This window comes from Bacteroidota bacterium, assembly GCA_018692315.1.
Lineage (GTDB): Bacteria > Bacteroidota > Bacteroidia > Bacteroidales > JABHKC01 > JABHKC01.
Genome location: JABHKC010000196.1, coordinates 1 through 20,809, shown reverse-complemented (window position 1 = coordinate 20,809; position 20,809 = coordinate 1). Strand labels below are relative to the sequence as shown.

Sequence of the window (20,809 nt, the reverse complement as noted above, 5' to 3'; positions counted from 1 at the left end):
CCTCTAAGAAAACAGTTCAAAATTAAAAACATCTCTTTTTGCGATATTTCTATTTTTTTCATTTGTCTAATACAAAAGCATTTACTGCATGAAAGAAAATAGAAATATCATCAAAAATAAATTATTTTATAAAAATTGCCAGTTTTCTTAGAAACACTATGTAGAAAAGTTTTCAGGAACTTTTCGAGTTTATTTTTATTTCTATATTTTTCTTAAAAAAAATTATCTTTGCAGCGAAAATTTTAGGACCCGTAGCTTAATTGGATAGAGCACTTGGTTACGGCCCAGGAGGTTGGGGATTCGAGTTCCTCCGGGTTCACTTTTTTCTTTCACTGATGAATAATTTTATATCTTATTTTTCAATCTCATACAAACAAAAGTCTTATAGAGAAATACATTATTTGTTTATTTGCATGTAAATATTGATTTGAAAATTATGACAACTTCTATCCTAAGTTTAAATGACATTTTTGAAGCCCGAAAAAGAATAGATAAGTACGTGCATCGAACTCCTGTGTTCAGTTCAAATAATCTAAATGACATTTTTGGTTCTGCAATTTTTTTCAAATGTGAAAACTTTCAAAAAGTTGGAGCATTCAAATATCGCGGGGCATGCAATGCAGTTTTTTCTTTAAAAAATGAAGATGCAAAAAATGGAGTTGCTACCCATTCGTCTGGCAATCATGCGGCAGCATTGGCTTTGGCAGCAAAAATCAGAGGAATATCAGCTCATGTGGTGATGCCCGAAACATCGCCTGAAACGAAAAAGAGAGCAGTATTTTCCTATGGAGCCAAAATTACTTATTGCGAACCTACTTTGTTGGCTCGTGAAACCACACTACAAGAAGTTGTTAATGAAACAGGAGCAAGATTTATTCACCCTTTCGACAATGAAAAAATTATTGCAGGACAAGGAACAGCTACTGTCGAATTTTTGGAAGAAAAACCCGATTTGGATATTTTGATAGCACCCATTGGTGGTGGCGGTCTAATGAGCGGAACTGCAATTGCTGCAAAGGGTATAAAAAAAAATATCGAAGTAATTGGGACAGAACCAAAAATGGCAGATGATGCGTTCAAATCTTTCAAATCAGGGATTTTAGTTCCTTCAGTAAATCCTCAAACTATAGCCGATGGATTGTTAACTTCGCAAAGTGAACTTACTTTTTCTATCATAAAGAAAAATGTAGATGATATTGTTACTGTCGATGAAAAATCGATTGTTGAAGCAATGAGGCTTGTTTGGGAACGAATGAAAATAATTATTGAACCCTCATCGGCTGTGCCATTGGCTGCACTTTTAGAAAAGAAAATACAAGTGAAAAACAAAAAAGTGGGAATAATTATCTCTGGAGGCAATGTAGATTTGAGTAGGAATTATTTTTGATTCAGCAATAAAAATATGTTTAAATTTGTATCATGATTTCGTGCTTAACAACTTAAACCTTCAAAGTTTAAATAATTAAAGAAATATTGTATTTTTAAATAAAACATTATTATTTTTGCAAAATTATTGAGTTTTAGATTTTTATTAATATATTGTAATTATTATGAAAAAAGCAAGTAGAATTAAGTTTGTCGTTTGGTTTTTAGCTATTGTACTTCTTAGTGGCTGTTCAGGATTGAGCAAAATGCAAAAACGCTCTTCCGAATTGAAATATAGTGCAAGCCCTGAGATACTCGAAATGCACGCCGACGATGTTGCATTAGAGATAAAAGGAAATTTTCCTGCAAAATATTTTAGCAAAAAAGCTACAATTACTGTTCAACCTGTATTAAAATATGGAACTAAGGAGAAAAACTTAAAATCCATTACTTTGCAAGGCGAAAATGTTGAAGCTAATAATGTTGTAATAAATTTTGAAGAAGGTGGTGGATTTACAATAAAAGATAATTTTCCTTATTCTGATGAAATGAAAAAATCTGAATTAGAGTTAAGAATCTCGGCATCTGTAAAATCAAAATCAATTGAATTGCCGGCAATAAAAATTGCAGACGGAATAATTGCAACTCCAAAACTTCTTAAAGCTGATGCTCAACCAATTGTTGGAGAGGACAAATTCAAAAGAATCATCCCCGAATCGCAACAAGCTGACATTCATTATTTAATACAACAGTCAGGTTTACGGAATTCAGAATTGAGAGCTGAGGACGTAAAACTTCTAAAAACTTACATAAAAGAATCGAATACTAAAGAAAACTTTAAGTTTACTGGCGTTGAACTTTCTTCATATGCTTCTCCTGATGGCGAACTTGATCTAAACGAAAAATTGTCGCAAAGAAGAGATAAATCTGCAATCAAATTTTTGAAAAAAGAACTTAGAAGAAGTAAAGTCGAAGGTTATAAAGATGACAAATTTTATACATCTAAAACTACTGCCGAAGACTGGAAAGGATTTGAAAAATTAATGCAAGCATCAGATATTCAAGACAAACAATTAGTTCTTCGTGTTCTTCAAATGTATTCCGATCCTATTGTTCGCGAAAAAGAAATCAAAAACATGGCGAAAGTTTATACAGAACTTGCTGATGAGATTTTACCTAAACTTCGTAGATCTAAACTTACAGTAAATATTGATGTAATTGGACTAACAAACGAAGAATTAATTGATAAAGCAACAAGAGTTCCTGATACTTTAACTAATGAAGAATTACTATTTGCTGCAAATTTGGCAGATGACAACAAAACGAAACTTGCCATTTATGAATCTACAGCAAGTTCTTTTCCAAAAGATTGGAGAGCAATGAACAATATTGGAGTTATTTATGTTGAACAAAATAATATTGAAGGTGCAAAAAAAGCCTTTGAAAATGCAAAAAGAGCTAATGAAAACTCAACTGTATTAAACAATCTTGGAGTTATTGAATTGTTGATGGGTAATTTTGATGAAGCTGAAACTTACTTTAAAGCAGGTATGGGTGCAGGACAAGAAGTTAATCATAATCTTGGAATAGTAAATATTAAAAAAGGAGATTATTCTTCAGCTATCAGCAAGTTTGGGAAAGAAGCATCTTTTAATGTAGTTCTTGCAAAAATTTTATCGAAAGATTATAGCGGAGCTTTATCAACTATCGAAAAAATTAAAAACAAAGATGCAATGACATTCTATCTTAAAGCAATAATTGGTGCAAGACAAGATAATAAAGATTTAGCAATGAATAGTTTACGTTCAGCAATTAGTCAAGACCCAACACTTTCCGGTCAAGCAAAAACCGATCTTGAGTTTTTTAAATATTTCGAAGACGATACTTTCAAAGGTATTGTAAAATAAATATAAGATTTGTATAATAAAAAAAGCGATTCAGTTATTGAGTCGCTTTTTTTATTTTATGAATAATAATTTTGGTTTTGATAGGATATATACTAAAAATGCAAGTGCCAATTATTGTCATTTTTTAAAAATGCCTACTTTTGACAGTTAGTTATGAAAGTTTTATAATTTAATGAGTTAAATAGAAATGTCTATTGAAGTAATAAATACAACGAAAATTTTTGATAAGCAAAAAGCATTAGATAATGTTTCATTTAAAATAAATAGCGGTGAAATAGTTGGATTTTTAGGACCGAATGGAGCTGGAAAATCAACCATGATGCGGATAATTACAGGTTTTATTCCTCAAACTTCCGGTGAAGTTTATGTCAATGGATTAAATATTCTTGAGAACACAATTTCTGCCCAACAACAAATTGGGTATCTGCCGGAAAATAATCCGCTATATTTGGACATGTACGTGAGAGAATATCTTGAATTTATTTCAGGGATATTTAAAATGAAAGCTAAATTGAAGAGTAAAATTGATGAGATTGTCGAAAAAACTGGTTTGACAATTGAGCAAAACAAAAAAATTGGAACTCTCTCGAAAGGATACCGTCAACGACTTGGATTAGCGCAAGTTTTGATTCATGATCCTAATGTATTGATTCTTGATGAACCAACTTCAGGCTTAGATCCTAATCAAATAATTGAAATTAGAAATTTGATTGCATCAGTTGGAAAAGAAAAGACTGTTATGCTTTCTACACATATCATGCAGGAAGTGGAAGCAATTTGCGATAGAGTAATAATTATTAACAGAGGCAAAATTGTTGCAGACGATAATTCAGAAAATTTCAAGAAAAGCATTGATGATAAAACCCAAACAATTGTTGTAGAGTTTAATGCCGAAACAGAAGCGAATAAACTCAGAAAAATTGATGGTGTTATTCGAGCAGAAATGTCGAAGGATAAAAAAAACTGGTTTATTCAAAGTAAATCAAATACAGATATTCGCCCAAAGGTTTTTAATTTTGCTGTAGGTAATAATCTTGTTGTTCTTTCGATGCAAAAACAAGAGAAGAATCTTGAGAAAATATTTCAGGAATTGACTGTTGGGAAAAAGTAGATTTTAAAAACCATTTCAGAATCAAATTCGTTTATAAATAGCAATAAAAAAAGCATGGCCAATACGACCATGCTTTAAAGCCTGTTAAACAAGCTTAGGAACTATGAAAAACAAAACTATTTTGTTACATTAAATTTCTTTGTAAATATACTATTATTCTTTAATAATCGGCAGAAATATACGCCGGAAGCTAAATTTTCGCAATCGATTTCAATTGAATGCGAACCTGCTTCATATTTATTTTCATCAAATGAAACTATTTTTTCTCCAATCAAATTTATAACTTCTAATTTAACATTTGAGGTTTGAGTAAGCTCAAATTCAACTAATGCTTTTTCACAAACAGGATTTGGATATACACTTACAAAATTTACTGATTGAGCTAAACCGTTAATTCCACTAAGATCTTCATAAACTACCAAATTATAGTTTTGAATTCCCGAAGCTCCTTCATTATCAGTTACTTTAAGTGAAATAACATGTGTTCCGGTATCGGAAGGTGTAATTCCATTCATTGTTGCTGTGCCATCTGCATGGTCGAAAAATGATAACCAGCTTGGTTTTTGTAATACTTCAATTGTAAATGTCTGATTTTGATTTAGGTCAGCAGTTGTTATTTCATATAAATAATTCTCGTTAATAACACTTACTTCATCTGGTGTTGAAGAGAAAAATGGATCATAATTTACGAATTGAGCAGGTAGAATCACATAATCTATAAATGTTGCATCTTCTCCTGAAGTTGCTCCTTGGTCTTTTTTATATGCCCATGAAAATGAATGAATTCCACTGGTAACTGCATAAGCTTCTCTCGACCAATCAATTTCGCCATCCCATTTTCCTTGAGAAACATTATCAATAAAGAATTCTAAATAGTCAGAATAGTAATAGTTTCCATACCAAGTTTGCCCAGGCTCGCAGGATACTTTTTTATAGAAAGAGATTGAATCATCATTAAGAACATTTAATTCTATAGAAAGTACGCTTGTTCCATTATCTGAAATTGCTCCGGAGCGAGCTGCAAAACTACCTTCATAGGTGTTTACTTGCTCAATAATCCAAGGGGTATAACCCAAGTCTTCCCATGAAAATGATGTAAAATCATTAGTTTCCCAGTCTTCAACAATTAAACCAACCTGCAGATTTATTGCTAATTGTGTTGAATATTCTCCGGCAACCAAATCTAAATTAAAAGTAACCGGAGTTCCTAATGGAGTTAGAGAATCAACTGTAATCCCAAAAATTGCGTTAATATTTGCTCCAGAATTAATTTCATTTAAAAGTACCGAAGCATTATTTATTGTTACGTATGGATTGATAGAAGAAATGCTACAAGTTGCAACTCCACTGTTTGCAAGTCCTAAATTAATGTTGTCAACAATAATATCTACAGTTTCTCCTGCATCAAGTCTGGTATTTGAATTACCATTACTATCGTCCAAACTTAGAAATTCCAAAGATAGTTCAGGTGCATTTATTGTCATATTAAAAGTTGAAGACCATGTGTTTGATAAATCATCAGTTAAATCTAAGCTAAAATTTGCTACATGTTGGTCTGCTACATTATTGACAATTGTAATTCCAAAAATATCTGAAAACGAAAGGACAGTATTTGAGTCGATGTTTCCAAAGTTATACGAATTGTTTGTAATTGTAATATTATTATCTGAACATGAAAGGATTCCTGTAACATTATTTGCTAACTCAATACCAATATTACTTAGAGAGATGTTCAAACTAATATCTTCTGCATAGTCAGCCAAACCATTATTATTTGCCGGAGAAGGGTCATTTACATTAAATGAACTCATCATTACATAAGGTCCGTTGTTTGGAACAATATCAATAGTGCTAACATAAGTAATTTTATTGTATGCAGTAATAGTAATTGTAATTACTCCAATATTAGAAAGTGGAGGGAAGTTTAAGTATGCAATCCCACCAGAGGCAATTCCTGTTCCGAGAATTTCATTATTCATTGTCATTGAAACTAGTGCATCGTCTTCGTCGCAGTTCACCTGAAATTGGCTAAAGCCAAGAAAAACTGTTGGTGCATGCGAAATTGTCATTGAGCTTGGAGTAGCTGTTCTAACCATAATTGCCGGGTCGCCAAATAGATTCCAGGTATCTAACATTGATTCTCCGCCACTTCCATATTCATCAACCATTTGCATACATCCGTTTAAAGAAATTCCACCAAAAGTTCGTTTAATATTATTTGTGTAGCTTTCAACAAGAATATCAACCATTTCGTCCTGTCCGCACATAGGCGGATCCCAGCTTTGATTGATTGTTGCCATAAGGGCCGCAATAGCACCGGAAGGTTGGTTATTATGTGTTGCCCTTGTCCATGCTTCACCAAAACAAGTTGTTGAAACAAAATTTCCGTTAACGCAAGCCACCGACCATATAAATGGAAGTTTTCCGGTATTTGTCAGATTATTAACATTTGTATTCGAAAATCCTGATGAACTAAAAGCAGTATTACTGCCATGACCTGTGTATAGAATATTGCCACATCCAGCATTAATATCCGTGGCAACCATTGAAGCACTTGGGTTACCTGAAGCATCCAATCCTCCTTGGCTTCCATCAAAATTTTCTGTTACAGCCGTATAGGTATATGCCAATAAATCGGTATGCATATTTCTAATATGTTCGTAGTCCATTTCATTATCATCTCCAGGACCTTGACTTGAGGCAATTCCTATGCTTGTCTCATGATGAGTAGCTGTGGCATCGGCATACAATTCATAATCAATTACTCTTTCAACCATTGTTTGAACATGATCTACAGTTTCAGCAGAAAAACGTCCAACAAACAATTCAGGATAATGATCGTTCCCAGTCATAAAACCATATGAATTATCTGAGTCGCCCGCTGAGGCAGAAATTGTAGGAACATAGCCGGCATCGCCAACTAACAAAATATAAACAACATTTTTTGTAGAATATTGATTTTCGATGTAGGTTTTTATAGCTGTTGCAGACGAACCGATAGTGCTTAGTTCAACAAGGTCTGTTTCAATTCCTTTTTGAATTTTCCAATCTACATAAGGTTGAATAGGTTCAATGAAGTCGGAGTGACAAATTACAATAATACTTCCTTCTTCGGCAGTGCTTGTATATTTTGATTTGTCGAAATTCAAAAAATGCTTTTGATAAATATTTTGAAACTCTTTACTCAGTTTTTTGGGTGCTGTGCTTCTGTCCAAAGTATTTTCTGCTTTTTGAGATGTAGTTTCCACTTTTAGTGTTACATCTGTATAAATGCGAAGGGTTTTTGTAATAGGATTATATTGGAAAGGATTAAAAACAACCGTTTGTCCTCTATAATCTCGCAAAATGTATGGCTTACGAAGTTGTGCTAAATCTTGAGGAAAAAAACTATCCTGAAGATATTCAGCTCCATAATAATAAGGAACTTGTGAGGGATCTACCGTTCTAAGAAGATTACCTTTCGATGGTGCAATATTTATATCATTGACTTCAATAAAACTTGAAGTAAGAATCTCGATTTGCATTTTTGCATTGTCAGGTATGATTAGCGAGTTTGTAAGTTTTGGCAAATCGGGTGCTCCGTGCTCTAATAATTTCGTGCAATTTGGCGAATTTACAACAAAGGCATCTCCCTCAGTTGTTCTTACTTTGTTCAAAGAATACGAATTTATTTTGTAATTAATAACAGTAGTTGTTTCATCTTGCGAAACAATACTTACTTCATTTTCAATAAGTCCATTGTCATTTATATCAATCCAGTTAGTTGCTTTTGAAAAACCAACTGATATTAATAATATTAAGATTAATAAATAATTTCTCATTTTGTATATTTAATAGGTTAGTTAAATTTATTTAGTTTACTTTCACTATCTTAGTATATGAACTTTCACTATCAATGGAAATTTTGCAGAAATATATACCTGCATTTAATTGTTCGCCATTGATGAATAATTTGTGCTCACCTATAGTTTTTTGAGATTCTGAAAGTAAAGTAGAAATCTCTTGCCCAATAGAATTACACAGCTTAATTGAAACAGTTGCTTCTTTCTGAAGTGAATAGCTAACATAAGTGTTTGAATTGAAAGGATTTGGATATGCCTCAATATTTTGTCCTGAATTATTTGTTGTTTCAATTGAACTAAGATCTACAACATCAATAACAAAATCTTGATAAACAGAATTTGAAATATTATCTGTCAAGGAAATTTGAACAGGATTGTTTCCAAGATCAGCACTTACCGGAGTTCCTGAAAGATTTCCTGTTCCATCGCCATTGTCGGTAAATGAAAGCCATGATGGCAAAGTTGTGCAATCCAAGCTTAATGTGTCGTCATTATTTGAGTCATGAGTAATTATATCATATGAGTATAAATTATCTATAGGTGCGCTTAGTTCAGGATAACTGACAAATATAGGTGCAAAATTTATACCTGCAAAAAGTGGTAGAACTACAAAATCTATCCATGCTTTATCAGCACCTTCACTATAATAACCGTCCTTTTCATAAATCCATTGTAAAGTATGCTGGCCTGCAGTTATTGAAAATGCTTCTCTTGACCAGGGTGTTTCACCATCCCATTTTCCCATAGAAACGCCATCAATTAAAAATTCTAAATAGTCGTAATACTGATAAGTTCCATACCATGATGAACCAGGTTCGCTCGAAACTTTTTTATAAAAAGAAATCGAATCATCAGCAACAACATCAATTTCTAATTCCAATAATGAATTTTGATTGTTAGAAATATCCCCCGATTGTGATGATGAATTTCCTTCAAATGCTTCATTTGTATCAATAGTCCAAGGGTAAGCTGCATTATTGTTCCATTGGAAGGTTGTGAAATTGTTATTTTCCCAATCTTCAACTATTAAGCCAAGAGGTAATGAAAAATCTAAGGTTGCAGTATAGTCTCCGGCAGTAAGGTCATAAGTAAAATTGACACTTGAACCTATTAATGCTGCTGAACTAACATTTAGAGTAAAATCAGTGATAGTTTGGTTCAAATCAATGGGTCCGATATTCTCGACAGGATTTGCGATAGTGATATCGGAGCTTAATGATGAAAGTTCAGCAGTTGCATTATCTGAAATTATGCTTCCGGTATTTTCCGAATTCAACGAAATGATTACTTGTTCTCCTGGGTCTAATCTTCCGTTATTATTTCCTTGAGAGTCGTTTATTATAAAATTGTTCACAACTAATTTTGGTGCATGAAGATTTATGTTCATAAACGATGTCCAGGTGTTTGAGTTATCATCTACAATATCAATTGTAAAAGCAACATTGTGCATATCTTCAATAATCCCGTTTACTTGAATTTCAAATGCTCCATTTATCAAAACATTTGCCGAACCAGCTATTGTTCCCCAAATTGAAGTTGAATTAATTATTGTAACATTTGGGTCGGTAGTGTTTAAGGTTGCCGATACATTTTGCCCATCAATTGTTCCTAGATTGCTAAGGGTTACATCCAATAGAACAGTTTCACCAAAGTCGGCTTGACTATTATTGTTTTCTTGAGAATCGTCAATAACTGCCGAAGTATAGACAACAAATGGTGCATTTACCGAAATCACTGAGATCGAATCAATATAAGGTGCTCTATTTTGTTTTGTTCCAACAATTAAGGCCGAACCTATATAATTAAGAGGGCTGAATTGTAAATTCACAATACCGGTCGCATCAGCATATTTTGCATCTAATAAAACGCCATTATTAGAAATTGCGATATAGGCATTAGGCTCAGTAGTAACAGTTAAGGTGCTAGCTCCCATCGGAACAGCAGGCATACAACTTACACTAAGAGCAGGCGGCACAGAAAAATATATCATAACTGAAGGATCTCCCATTAAATGATAAATTTCCCAATAGTAATGCTCAGAACCTCCGGCAGCAGTAACTGCAAGATTTCCTGCACTAATCATTTGCCCTTGAGTAACATACCAATCTATTTCTGCTTCACCATTATCATGGAAAGTTCTATCATAGGCACCCAGTCCGGTTTGTGCGTATGTTGGGTTTGCCGAAATTGAGCCGGAACCAACTCCCCACCAAAAATCTTCGTTCCAGTATGTAGAATTTGAACCTCCAATATATCCAACAGCACCTTTGTTGGCAGCTCGTAAAACAGCTTCACCAAAGCATTCGTTTTGTTGGAATTCTACTGAGGAGCAACAATTTCCTACCATTAAAGGGTATTCATGTTCGTTTTGTAAACCGGGAACATCACTTGTCGAGAAACTTGGATCAGACCAACCGCTTGGCCCACAATGAGCTGTGTAATTTGCATACCCAACTCCGTTACTTACATCTTGAATTATTTGTGAAGCACTACTTGCCGAGGCAGGGTATAAATAAGTATGAGAAGTTAGCCCATGAGCTAAATTAAAATAATTGTCAGTTCCGTAGTTAATCTGACCATTTCCGTATGTTGGTGCCATTCCTGCATCAACTCCTGCAATCATTACTACTTCGTTAAGATATGAAGGGTCTGGCATTTGATATTGCTCATACTCAAGAGTTTTGTCTATTTGAGGTATTAATTGCTCGTTATTCGTAGCAGAGAACCTACCGTAATATATTTCAGGATAGAAATCGCCACTTCCGTCATATTCGCAATAGTACAAATCGGTAACATGGCTCGATGAAGTTCCGGTAAAAGTTGGTACCTGAGCCACATCCCCAACAATCAATAAATAGGTAGGTGCAGGATCGTTCACTGTGGCATTATTGTATAAACCTTCTAAATAAGATTTTATAGAACTTGTTGTGCTCCCAACTAAAGGATTATCGGTGTATGCTTCTATAACAGTAAATCCTTTTTTTGTTTTCCAATCAATGAAAGCTTGTAGTACAGATTCGAACATTGGATCCGAAACTATTACATATTTGATTGGATATGTGGTGATTATATCTTTTCCTTTGTTTGAATTATAATTCAAAAACTTTTTGAACATTCCATCGAAAACCGGCGAATAATGCTTGTTCTTATACATATCGGTTTTTTCAAAATCTGCATTTACAAATTCTATTTCAATTTTAATATTATTTCTGATTTTCAGAATATTAGTAACAGGATTGTATGAAAATGGCGAAATTGTTAATCTCCCGAATCTAACAGAACGCATTTTTCCTAAAACTTCAACTGTTGCTATATCGGCATTTGAGTATTCATTTTTTAAATAAAATGCTTTATTGTATTGAAAAACTGCAAATTCAGCATCCTCACTTTTCGAGAGTGAAGCTTGAACCGGAACTATTCTATCGTTAAAATTATGATTATTGATATCTACAATTTCCTCATCGAAACTTACAACTTTAACTATTACCTCAGCATCGTGTGGTATTTCAATAAGTTCGTTCAGAACAGGTAATTCAGGAAAACCTATACGTGCAGTAGGTATGGTATATTTTGGAATATTGATACTGACAAATTGCCCTTCTTTTGTAATCTTTTCTGAAAGCATAAAAGCAGCAATCGTATTTTCTATCAAAAGGGAAGTTTGTTTATTCGAGACTAATTTAATCTCGGTTTTAGATGATTTTAGATTGACAATTTTATCGGATTTTGCCAATACCGCTCCGATACTTAATAGACTAAGTATCAAATAACTAATAATGTTTTTTCTCATAGTTTACATTAATTCATTAAATAATGTGCAATAGACTTACAATCTATTTAATCTGTTGCATAATAATACTCAAAAACAATAATTAAAAATTCATATTAAATTTAAAACTCTGCAAATATAGACCATTTGGTCTAATTTCAACAAAATGTTTCTTGAAAAAATCATAAAAAAAATATTAATAGCGCTTTTTCCAAAATCTTTTTCTTATTGTTTAAATAAAATAGTAAGTTTACGGAATGGTATGAAATATTAAATTTTGGCTTTTACCATAAAGATTTTTTAATAGTCGGAAAAATATTTCAAAGAAGAAAAATGTTTAAATTGTATGATTTCAAAATTGTATAAAAAATTAAAAATTCAATTATATGGAAAATAAATATCTCCTAAAAGGCGACTTATCCGGAATTCAGGATTTTATTTTTAACGTATCATCGAAAAAAGCGGCAAAATCTCTTAAATCAAGGTCATTTTATGTTCAAATTGTTGGAGATTTGGCTTTGAAATTTATTGAATCTGATATTACGGACCTTGATGATTTCTCATGTGAAGTTTTATACAACGGTGGAGGAAATTTTTATTTGAATATTTATACTAATAAAAATGATGAAGAAGTTGTGCAAGAAGTAAACAAATGGCAAAGAGATATTTGCGAAGAACTTATATACGATGAATTATATATTGCTTTATCGCTAAAAAAAGACAAAGGTGATTTTGGCGAAACATGGGCAAACATTAACAAAGAATCGAATATTAGCAAAAATAGGAAGTTTGAAAGCGAATTTAACTTAAAATTATTCCAGCCCTATTCTTTTAAAAATAAGGAAAACGATAAAGATAATCAACGATGGTATGATGCAACTTCCTATATTTATGATGGAATAGTTAATAAACGCTGGGCAACTGTTACCGAAAGTATGGTAAAAAAGGGATATTTGAAAACAAAACTTTTTTGTGAACTAAAAAACATAAAATTTGAAGAAAGTTTTAAAACAATTGCAAATAAGCTACCATTATGGGACAAAGCAATTCGAAAGAATAATTCTGAACTAATCGAAAAAGTTGTTAATATTGAAAAAGAAAAAGATAGTAACTATATTGAACCAAAGGATGGTAATATTATAGACTTCACCTTCATTTCAGAATTTGCAAAAGAACGCACCGGAACGGCAAAACTTGGCATTCTTAAAATGGATGTCGATGATTTGAGCAAATTGTTTCGAGATATAAATAACGAAAAAGACGGAAAGGAAATATCAGGGAAACTTGGCGATTTTTTCGATAAGCATATCTATGAAATTTGGGAAAATGATTTTCAGTCTTTTAAACCCTCGGATAACATAGAAGAAACCAAAATACCTTATAAATATAACATTTACCCTGTTTTTACCGGTGGCGATGATTGCTTTTTCATAGGTGCATGGGATGCAATTTTGAGTTTTACCAAAACAATCAATTCAGATTTTGAAAGCTTTGTAAGAGGACGTAACAATATTGTAAACAACAACCAAAAAATTATTCATAAAGATAAAAAAAGTGATAGCAAAGAACAGGAAGTATTTCCAACATTATCGGCAGGAATTGTTATTGTTGATGAGCATTATCCGGTAGTTCAATTTGCAGAGCTAGTGGAAGAGGCAATAGGAAAAGCTAAAAAGAGAAAAAAGAAAGGTGAAACAGTAAAAAATGCAATTACAATTTTCGATGAAGTTTTTACTTGGGAAGATTATAATGAGATAATAGAAGTTGCAGAAAAATTTGCAGTTTTAATTAGAGAAGAAAAAGCTTCTAAGTCAGTTTTAGAACGAATCAGGCAAAGTTCGGCAGGATATGAAAAGTTATATATTGATGCGAAAAAAGGGAGTTTGAAATTTCCGAGAGTAGATAGATTAAGATATTATTTAAGAGGAGCAGGAAATGAAGCTGAAGGATTTTATGAAAAATATATTTTTACCGATTATAAAGACGCTTTGATTAATGCTTTTGAAGGACAAATCAAAATGAATCCTATGAAATATCCGGTTGCGGCGAGAATTGCAGAGTTTAAATTACGAACAAATTAGAAAAAACAATGATGCTAAAAGGAATAATTAAAATTTCAGGAAATATCAAAGCAGTTTCTGGTATTTCCATAGGTGGCAGCACTGCCGCCTTAGAAACTAATGTGTTTGAAAACGATATTATAAAAACTTCGAATGGAGTTCCGTATATTTCTGGAAATTCGCTAAAGGGCAAAATGAGAGATATGCTTGCAAAAATTGAGGGTTCAGTTGATGAAGAGTCAGATTTTAATTCGTATAAATATATATCTGAAATTTTTGGTAGCCCCGAAGAATTTAAAAACGGTAATATTATTGGAGCGAAATTGCATGTTAAAGATGCTTTTGCAAATGCAATATTAGAAAATGGAGTTAAAAGATATAATGGCAAAAGCTTTATGCTTGCAAAGACAGATTATTCATTTACAGAAATGAAAACCGAAAATGCAACAGATAGAAATTCAAAAAAAAGTATGCCACGAAATAATATTAGAACATTTTCGGAAGTAATATTTCCTTTTCAGATGAAATATAAAATTTTTGAAGAAGATATAAATCCGGCAATAAAACATATTAAAGCGGCACTAAAATTCCTCCAAGACGACTACATTGGCGGAAACGGTTCGCGAGGATATGGGCAAATAGAATTTCAAAATGTTCAGGTTCATAAGCATCTGATAAATGAGTTTGAGTTTGATAAAACGGGAGAATTGATAAATCAGGATTTGTTAAAAGAAACAATTGAATAATGGAAACAGCAATATTAAAACTAAAACCAAATAGCCAATTCCATTTGGGAAAAGTTGGCTTAGATGAAAATATGTCTCTAAATTCGACATCAGAATTTATACACTCCGACACATTGTTTTCGGCAATGATAAATATTATTAGTTCGGTGGTAGGAAACGATATTAATGAACAAACTGGCAACCAATTTATTGAGGATTTTATTTCAGAAACAGAAAAAGAAATAAACTTTTCATCTGTCTTTTATATGCTTTCGATAAATAACAAAAGCGAGGACGTACAAAATGACATATTTTTCTTGCCAAAACCTGTCAATTCAGGTGTTTCGGAAAAAGAAAATTATAAAGAAATAAAAAAAATAAAATTTGTCTCAAAACGGATTCTTGAAAAAGGAACTCCATCGAAAGATTGGATCAATGAGTCTGAATGTTCGATTCTTGATGGCAAATTTGTTTGCCTAAAAGAAGAACTTTGTAATTTTGAAGAATATAAGCAAATAAAATTATACACTGTAGAAACAAATCCAAAAGTGCGAGTACGAACAAAAAAGATTACAGATAATCTTTATAATCAATCCACTCTGATGATTGCCGACAATAAATTTATAATGTCGAAAGGCGATTTCACGATAGACATTAATTTTTATTTTCTATATGATATTTCAAAAGCAAGTGAAACGAACAAAAAGCTTTTTCGTTTGTTTCTCAATCTGTTGCCCGAAATAGGTATAGGTGGTCAGCGTTCAACTGGCTGCGGTTTTGTTGAAAGCATTTCCGACAGCCCCGGCTTTAGTTTTTTGCCAAAACGGAAAGACAAGGATGCAAGTCGTTTTTTGCTATTATCATTATTCGTCCCCGCAAACGAAGATGAGTACCGAAGTTTCGAGTACTATAATTTTATATCACGAGGCGGCAGAAATGCAGGAACAGATAAAAAAGAGCTGAAACGCATAAAAATGCTAACAGAGGGTAGCATCGCAAACTCCGAATCTATCGGAAAAATTGAAGATATATCACCAAAAAACTCTTCAAAGAAATATTTAAGAAATGGTAGGGGGTTTTTTATTGAGCTGTAAATTGAAAAATTTTAATAACAAAAATATTATAAAATGAATAATAATAAAAAAAAACAAAGTGATTCCAACAAGTGGAAAGAACGATTTAAACCAGAAGTATGGATTATCGGTGAAGGCTTTAATAAAGATGCTGATAAATTTTCAGATGATTTGGGCAAATACCTTAAAAATAGCGGATTGACATCATCTCAAATACGAATTATTTTTGGTGAGTTAAAACGTATTGAAATGAAGGGATTTGCTGAAGGTAAAACAGCTTTTTTACTTCTCAAATCAAAATTTATGAAAGCCACCGCAAAAGATAGTACACTTATGCCGTTAAAAGATATATTTTATTCATCATATGAGCTTATTAATACTGAAGATATAGAAAAAGGGAAGATATATTTCTTGAATTTTATGAATCTCTTCGAGGCTATTGTAAATTATTTTACAGGTTATAATCAAGGCAAATAAAAAAACATGAAAATGAAAAAACTAATTTCAAAAATAATAATAAACGGTAAAATTAAAACTTTATCAGGTTTACTAATTGGAGGTACAAATACATCGATGGATACAGGAGGTATTAAGAATTTTGTAGTAAGGAATCCCATAAATTATAAACCATATATTCCCGGCAGTTCATTAAAAGGTGCCTTAAGATCTTGTTTAGATTTGGCGGATAATACTATATGGGATAATAAAATCAAAGAAAAAAATAAAGTTCGTTATGAAACTGGTCAAGACCCTGAAAAACCCGCTGTAAAATTGTTTGGAAATGCACCAACAACTAAACATAAAGATAAACATGGAGAAGTTTATGATCAACATCCTTCTCGAGTGATTGTTAGAGACGGAGACCTTCTTTCTGAGGAAGATTTATTTAAAAATACTGACCTGCCATATACCGAAACCAAAACTGAAGTTGTTATTGATCGCTTAACAGCAAAAGCGAATCCACGAACGTTCGAAAGAGTCCCTGCAGGTGCTGAGTTTGAACTAAATTTTGTTTTAAATATATTTGATGATATCAGCAAAACAGACCAATTGATGAATTTGAAACGGGCTATGAAACTTTTAGAAGATGATTATCTCGGAGGAAACGGTTCGCGAGGATATGGTCAAATTGAAATAGTTATTGAAAATGTTTTAGAAAGAACTGTAGAGTTTTACAAAGGAGAAACAATAGAAAATGATATAAAATCATATTTTGACGCATTGTAATTTTTTCTACTAAAATCACATAAAAATGCCAAAAATAAAAATTGAAACACTCACACCTATTCATATAGGCAGTGGCAATGATTTATCCGCAGACATTGATTTTCTTTTTTTCGAAGAAAAGAACGAAGACAACGAGTTTGAAGAAATAATTGCCGTGGTTGATGACGAAAAGATACTAAAAATAATTGGAGAAGAAAATATTAATATCTGGGCTAAGATTATAGAAAACAGAAAAGATTTTTTTGAATATTTGAAACAAAGAAAACACGATATTACCTCTGCCGATATAAAAAAACGCATAATAAGAGTTTACGGCAGCCAAACTTCCACTCTTAAAGAGCAGATGCTAGATGGTAAACAAATACCTTATATTCCGGGTTCATCCATAAAAGGAGCAATTCGCACAGCAGTTCTTGCCAACAAAGCACTTGCCAATAAGAAAATGGCTAAAAAGAATTTGCGAGATAATAGAGATAAATTTTCTGCCGACAAGATTGAAAAGAAACTTTTTGGAAATTCTGCAAACGAAGATGTTTTTAGATTTCTACAAGTTGGCGATGCCTATTTCGATTACGAAACTATTGCCATAAATGCAAAAACGCTAAACCTCATAGGCAACGGTTGGAAGTTCAAGCACGATAATCAATTGGTTGAATGTATTTCGGAAGATTCTGAAACTTTTTTTAATTTAAAAATCAACAACGAATTGATTGAAAAGCACAACGAAAAGAAAATTTGGCTTTCAGACACCGATTTTCTTACTTTTGAAAATCTATTCTCTACTATAAAAAATCATACTTTACAATTGCTTAAAAAAGAACTCCAATTCTGGTCTGAGGAAAATGTAAAAGAAGATGTTTTCGACAATTATATTGAAAAATTGCACAGCTTGATAGATGTCGGAAAAAAATGTAGGGAGAATGAAGCAATTATCCGCATAGGCTACGGTTCGGGTTGGAATTTTATAACAGGAGCCTGGGCAAAAGATGAAGCTATAATGTCCGATTTCGAATATGATAGTTTTAAGAAATTTGCACGCCGAAAAAAATACGCAGACCAGATTCCTTTTCCAAAAACCAGAAAAATAGACCAGAACGGCGATATACTTGGTTTTGCCAAATTAACTTTTTAAATTTTCAACAATGAAAAAACTGATAATCACTTTATTATGCTTCATGCAAATTGGTAATTTTTCTTTTGCCGATAGTATTCCTGCTTCGGAATTTAAACGAATAAAAAAAGAATATGAATTTTTGAAGGAGCAGAATGAAAAATTCTATAAGGCAATTGAAAATGAAAGAGTCTTAATAACTCACGAGCGAGAAGCACATTATAGTTTTGTTAAAAACTTAATTGAGATGTTAAGCATATTCATTGCTGCAATTGCTGCTTTACTAACTTTTTTAGGAATTAGAACGCTTCGAGAACTTAAAAAAACATCGAATGAATATCTAAAAAGTAAGTTAGAGGAGTATCGCGCTAAAGTGGATACAAAAATATCGACTGAAATTTCTAAAATTATTAAGGAAAAGCCTGAGATTGTTGAAAACATATTAAAGGAATATACAGATGATTCTAAAATAAAGAAAAATAGTAAAGTTCTAATTATAAATGATTCTGGAAGTTCCTCAGTTGTTTATGAAGCAATCAGTGGCGATGGATTTGAGAAAAAAGAATCACGCCCTTTCAAGGATTTCTTCACTAAGAGCAATGGTAATTTTGAGTGTGCTGATTTTTCAATATTTGCAGAATATCAGGCAATTATATTTGAAAAATTAGACGGATTTAGTGAAAAAGATTCTGGAATGCTTATAGATTCCATTAGGACAAAAAATGAGGAAATTAAATTAATGTTTTTTGGATTTCGCATTCCTATTGATAAATATTTCAAAAACGTTTCAGCTGCACAAATGCCAGCCGAGATAGGAAACAATCTTTTAAATTTGCTAAAAAAATAAATAAAACAACTCTTGAAAAAACCTATATTCTCAAAAACTACAACAAACGAAAATAGAAAGCTACAATTATTTCAAACCACAAAACCGATAAATGAACAACAAAATAGAGCTTTCACATCTAAAAAGTTTTGAACTTTACCATTTGAAATTCCTTTGTGAAGCAAAAGGAATATTGGCTATGCCTGCATTTTGGGGTGCTACTTTTCATGGATTATTTGGTCGCGCATTACACAAGCAGCATTGCAGCCAAAAAACTGAGGAGTGTTTTAATTGTTTCGAAAAAGAAAATTGCACCTACATTAAAGTATTTGCACCTGTTCCGCAAGCAGATTATGCAAACAAAACAAAATTCATTGACATGCCCCGACCGGTAATTTTCAGAAAAGCAATGTCGGAAAAAGCAGTAATTTTCCCTCAGGAAACTTTTTCTTTCGAAATCATTATTGTTGGTGAAGCTATATTATACCTGAACCAAATAGTTGATGCTTTTTTTATTGCGGCTGAGATGGGCATTGGCAGAAGACGAGCCAAATTTCAAATCAATGAATGTATGTATAAAACCGAAGCCAGCGGAAACTTCGAAGCATTATATGTAGGAAAAGTTCCAAAAGCAATGAGTTTAGATAATTTCAATTTGCCAAATAGCAAAAATATTAACCTCAATTTTGTAACTCCTTTGCATTTGAAAGACAAAAATGACTATAGCGTAAATCCACCGGCAAAACTCATATTATCGCGAATCTACGAAAGAGTATGCCTGCTAAATCATTTCTACTGCGGAGGAGAACTGCCCGAAAATACAGATTTTCAGAAAATGGAAATTCCCATCACTCACAATCTGTATAATTTTAAATTTGGTCGATACAACCATAAGCTCAACACATGGCAGAAACTAATAGGGCGCATTGGCACAATTTCGCTCAAGACAGAAGATAAAAACATTGGCAATCATTTACTATTCGGGCAGTTTGTGGGAGTAGGCAAAATGGCTTCTATGGGATGCGGAATGTATAGAATGAGTTTTGAGTAATTAGTTTTGAGTAATTAGTTGTGAATTATGAAGTGAAAATCTTGATTGAACTCAAAACCGCACAAACAATTTGTTGCCACACATATTATAAAAACACGTTCTTTGACATTTTGATAATTGATAATTAAAATTTACCATATATATAAGGTACAAAATTCAGAAACTTTTCGTTTTTTTTTTTAAAACCATTCGCAAATGCCATATATTTTGGCTTATGAAAAAAGATTTGCGAAAAACCGCCAAAATATGCAAAATGTATGTTTTGAAACAAGTTGATTTGCTGCATGTTACAAATTGATTTTAGAATTTTCGCAAATCGTTTTTCGCAAATGCTCCTAAAACGAAGAATCGAAAACAGTTTGCGAAAAAACACAATTCTTTAAAATGCTATTATACTGAATGTTAGTTAATTTTTAATAAAAAAAGCCACAAAACAGACATTTGGAAAAATGACATTTGCGAAGATTTTTCATATTTTCGCAAAGTTTTATGGTTCGTATGTTCTTAATGAGACGAGTTTTTTGAGATGTTGTTAAAATGGTGAAATTGAGATGGTCTCATTTCGAGCAGAACCTTTCGGGGTATTGCGACTTCTTTGTCCAATTTTTAATTTTGTCCAATCAGTAAGTCTCATTTCGAGCAGAACCTTTCGGGGTATTGCGACTGTTTTTTCTTTTTCCATTTTTTATCTTTTTGATTGTCTCATTTCGAGCAGAACCTTTCGGGGTATTGCGACTTTCTG

The 20,809-nt window shown here is 32.4% G+C and carries 13 protein-coding genes and 1 tRNA gene; 12 read left to right on the top strand and 2 right to left on the bottom strand.

Going from position 1 to position 20,809, the window contains the following annotated elements:
* Positions 1 to 245 precede the first annotated feature (245 nt).
* From HN894_14565 to gldA, 4 genes are all read left to right on the top strand, one after another.
* Positions 246 to 319 (top strand) — tRNA-Arg (locus tag HN894_14565).
* Positions 320 to 436: 117 nt separating this feature from the next.
* Complete coding sequence (locus HN894_14560) at positions 437 to 1,387, top strand: pyridoxal-phosphate dependent enzyme (protein ID MBT7144545.1); 951 nt, start codon at positions 437 to 439, stop codon at positions 1,385 to 1,387.
* Between the two features lie 163 nt (positions 1,388 to 1,550).
* Positions 1,551 to 3,272, top strand: a complete 1,722-nt coding sequence (locus tag HN894_14555; GenBank protein MBT7144544.1) for a tetratricopeptide repeat protein — start codon at positions 1,551 to 1,553, stop codon at positions 3,270 to 3,272.
* Between the two features lie 187 nt (positions 3,273 to 3,459).
* Positions 3,460 to 4,383, top strand: a complete 924-nt coding sequence (gene gldA, locus HN894_14550) for a gliding motility-associated ABC transporter ATP-binding subunit GldA (GenBank protein MBT7144543.1) — start codon at positions 3,460 to 3,462, stop codon at positions 4,381 to 4,383.
* A 116-nt stretch (positions 4,384 to 4,499) separates the two neighbouring features.
* Here gldA and HN894_14545 read toward each other — a convergent pair whose 3' ends face one another.
* Together HN894_14545 and HN894_14540 are read right to left on the bottom strand one after the other, a co-directional pair.
* Positions 4,500 to 8,204 (bottom strand): T9SS type A sorting domain-containing protein, encoded by a 3,705-nt coding sequence (locus tag HN894_14545; protein MBT7144542.1) that lies wholly within the window; start codon positions 8,202 to 8,204, stop codon positions 4,500 to 4,502.
* Positions 8,205 to 8,235: 31 nt separating this feature from the next.
* Positions 8,236 to 12,015 (bottom strand): T9SS type A sorting domain-containing protein, encoded by a 3,780-nt coding sequence (locus tag HN894_14540; GenBank protein ID MBT7144541.1) that lies wholly within the window; start codon positions 12,013 to 12,015, stop codon positions 8,236 to 8,238.
* Between the two features lie 365 nt (positions 12,016 to 12,380).
* Between HN894_14540 and HN894_14535 the strand changes: the two genes are divergently transcribed.
* The 8 genes from HN894_14535 (at position 12,381) to cas6 (ending at position 20,067) form a co-directional block, all read left to right on the top strand.
* Entirely contained in the window at positions 12,381 to 14,075 is a 1,695-nt protein-coding gene (locus HN894_14535) for a hypothetical protein (protein ID MBT7144540.1), read from the top strand.
* 8 nt (positions 14,076 to 14,083) lie between these two features.
* Positions 14,084 to 14,800: a type III-A CRISPR-associated RAMP protein Csm3 gene (csm3, locus tag HN894_14530; protein MBT7144539.1), complete on the top strand. Its 717-nt coding sequence runs from the start codon at positions 14,084 to 14,086 to the stop codon at positions 14,798 to 14,800.
* Positions 14,800 to 15,873, top strand: a complete 1,074-nt coding sequence (gene csm4, locus HN894_14525; GenBank protein MBT7144538.1) for a type III-A CRISPR-associated RAMP protein Csm4 — start codon at positions 14,800 to 14,802, stop codon at positions 15,871 to 15,873. The genes csm3 (HN894_14530) and csm4 overlap by 1 nt, the downstream gene beginning before the upstream one ends.
* Positions 15,874 to 15,906: 33 nt before the next feature.
* Positions 15,907 to 16,329 (top strand): type III-A CRISPR-associated protein Csm2, encoded by a 423-nt coding sequence (gene csm2, locus HN894_14520; protein ID MBT7144537.1) that lies wholly within the window; start codon positions 15,907 to 15,909, stop codon positions 16,327 to 16,329.
* A 12-nt stretch (positions 16,330 to 16,341) separates the two neighbouring features.
* Positions 16,342 to 17,079 carry a type III-A CRISPR-associated RAMP protein Csm3 gene (gene csm3 / locus HN894_14515; protein ID MBT7144536.1) on the top strand — a complete coding sequence of 246 codons (738 nt, stop codon included), beginning with the start codon at positions 16,342 to 16,344 and terminating at the stop codon, positions 17,077 to 17,079.
* 25 nt (positions 17,080 to 17,104) lie between these two features.
* Complete coding sequence (gene csm5, locus HN894_14510) at positions 17,105 to 18,211, top strand: type III-A CRISPR-associated RAMP protein Csm5 (GenBank protein MBT7144535.1); 1,107 nt, start codon at positions 17,105 to 17,107, stop codon at positions 18,209 to 18,211.
* Positions 18,212 to 18,221: 10 nt separating this feature from the next.
* Positions 18,222 to 19,037 carry a hypothetical protein gene (locus tag HN894_14505; protein MBT7144534.1) on the top strand — a complete coding sequence of 272 codons (816 nt, stop codon included), beginning with the start codon at positions 18,222 to 18,224 and terminating at the stop codon, positions 19,035 to 19,037.
* A 91-nt stretch (positions 19,038 to 19,128) separates the two neighbouring features.
* Positions 19,129 to 20,067, top strand: a complete 939-nt coding sequence (gene cas6 / locus HN894_14500) for a CRISPR system precrRNA processing endoribonuclease RAMP protein Cas6 (GenBank protein MBT7144533.1) — start codon at positions 19,129 to 19,131, stop codon at positions 20,065 to 20,067.
* Positions 20,068 to 20,809 lie beyond the last annotated feature (742 nt).

Excerpts from the sequence above, each read along its gene's own strand:
- HN894_14560 (MBT7144545.1), top strand. The coding sequence starts at position 437 with ATGACAACTTCTATCCTAAGTTTAAATGACATTTTTGAAGCCCGAAAA.
- HN894_14555 (MBT7144544.1), top strand. The coding sequence starts at position 1,551 with ATGAAAAAAGCAAGTAGAATTAAGTTTGTCGTTTGGTTTTTAGCTATT.
- gldA (MBT7144543.1), top strand. The coding sequence starts at position 3,460 with ATGTCTATTGAAGTAATAAATACAACGAAAATTTTTGATAAGCAAAAA.
- HN894_14545 (MBT7144542.1), bottom strand. The coding sequence starts at position 8,204 with ATGAGAAATTATTTATTAATCTTAATATTATTAATATCAGTTGGTTTT.
- HN894_14540 (MBT7144541.1), bottom strand. The coding sequence starts at position 12,015 with ATGAGAAAAAACATTATTAGTTATTTGATACTTAGTCTATTAAGTATC.
- HN894_14535 (MBT7144540.1), top strand. The coding sequence starts at position 12,381 with ATGGAAAATAAATATCTCCTAAAAGGCGACTTATCCGGAATTCAGGAT.
- csm3 (MBT7144539.1), top strand. The coding sequence starts at position 14,084 with ATGATGCTAAAAGGAATAATTAAAATTTCAGGAAATATCAAAGCAGTT.
- csm4 (MBT7144538.1), top strand. The coding sequence starts at position 14,800 with ATGGAAACAGCAATATTAAAACTAAAACCAAATAGCCAATTCCATTTG.
- csm2 (MBT7144537.1), top strand. The coding sequence starts at position 15,907 with ATGAATAATAATAAAAAAAAACAAAGTGATTCCAACAAGTGGAAAGAA.
- csm3 (MBT7144536.1), top strand. The coding sequence starts at position 16,342 with ATGAAAAAACTAATTTCAAAAATAATAATAAACGGTAAAATTAAAACT.
- csm5 (MBT7144535.1), top strand. The coding sequence starts at position 17,105 with ATGCCAAAAATAAAAATTGAAACACTCACACCTATTCATATAGGCAGT.
- HN894_14505 (MBT7144534.1), top strand. The coding sequence starts at position 18,222 with ATGAAAAAACTGATAATCACTTTATTATGCTTCATGCAAATTGGTAAT.
- cas6 (MBT7144533.1), top strand. The coding sequence starts at position 19,129 with ATGAACAACAAAATAGAGCTTTCACATCTAAAAAGTTTTGAACTTTAC.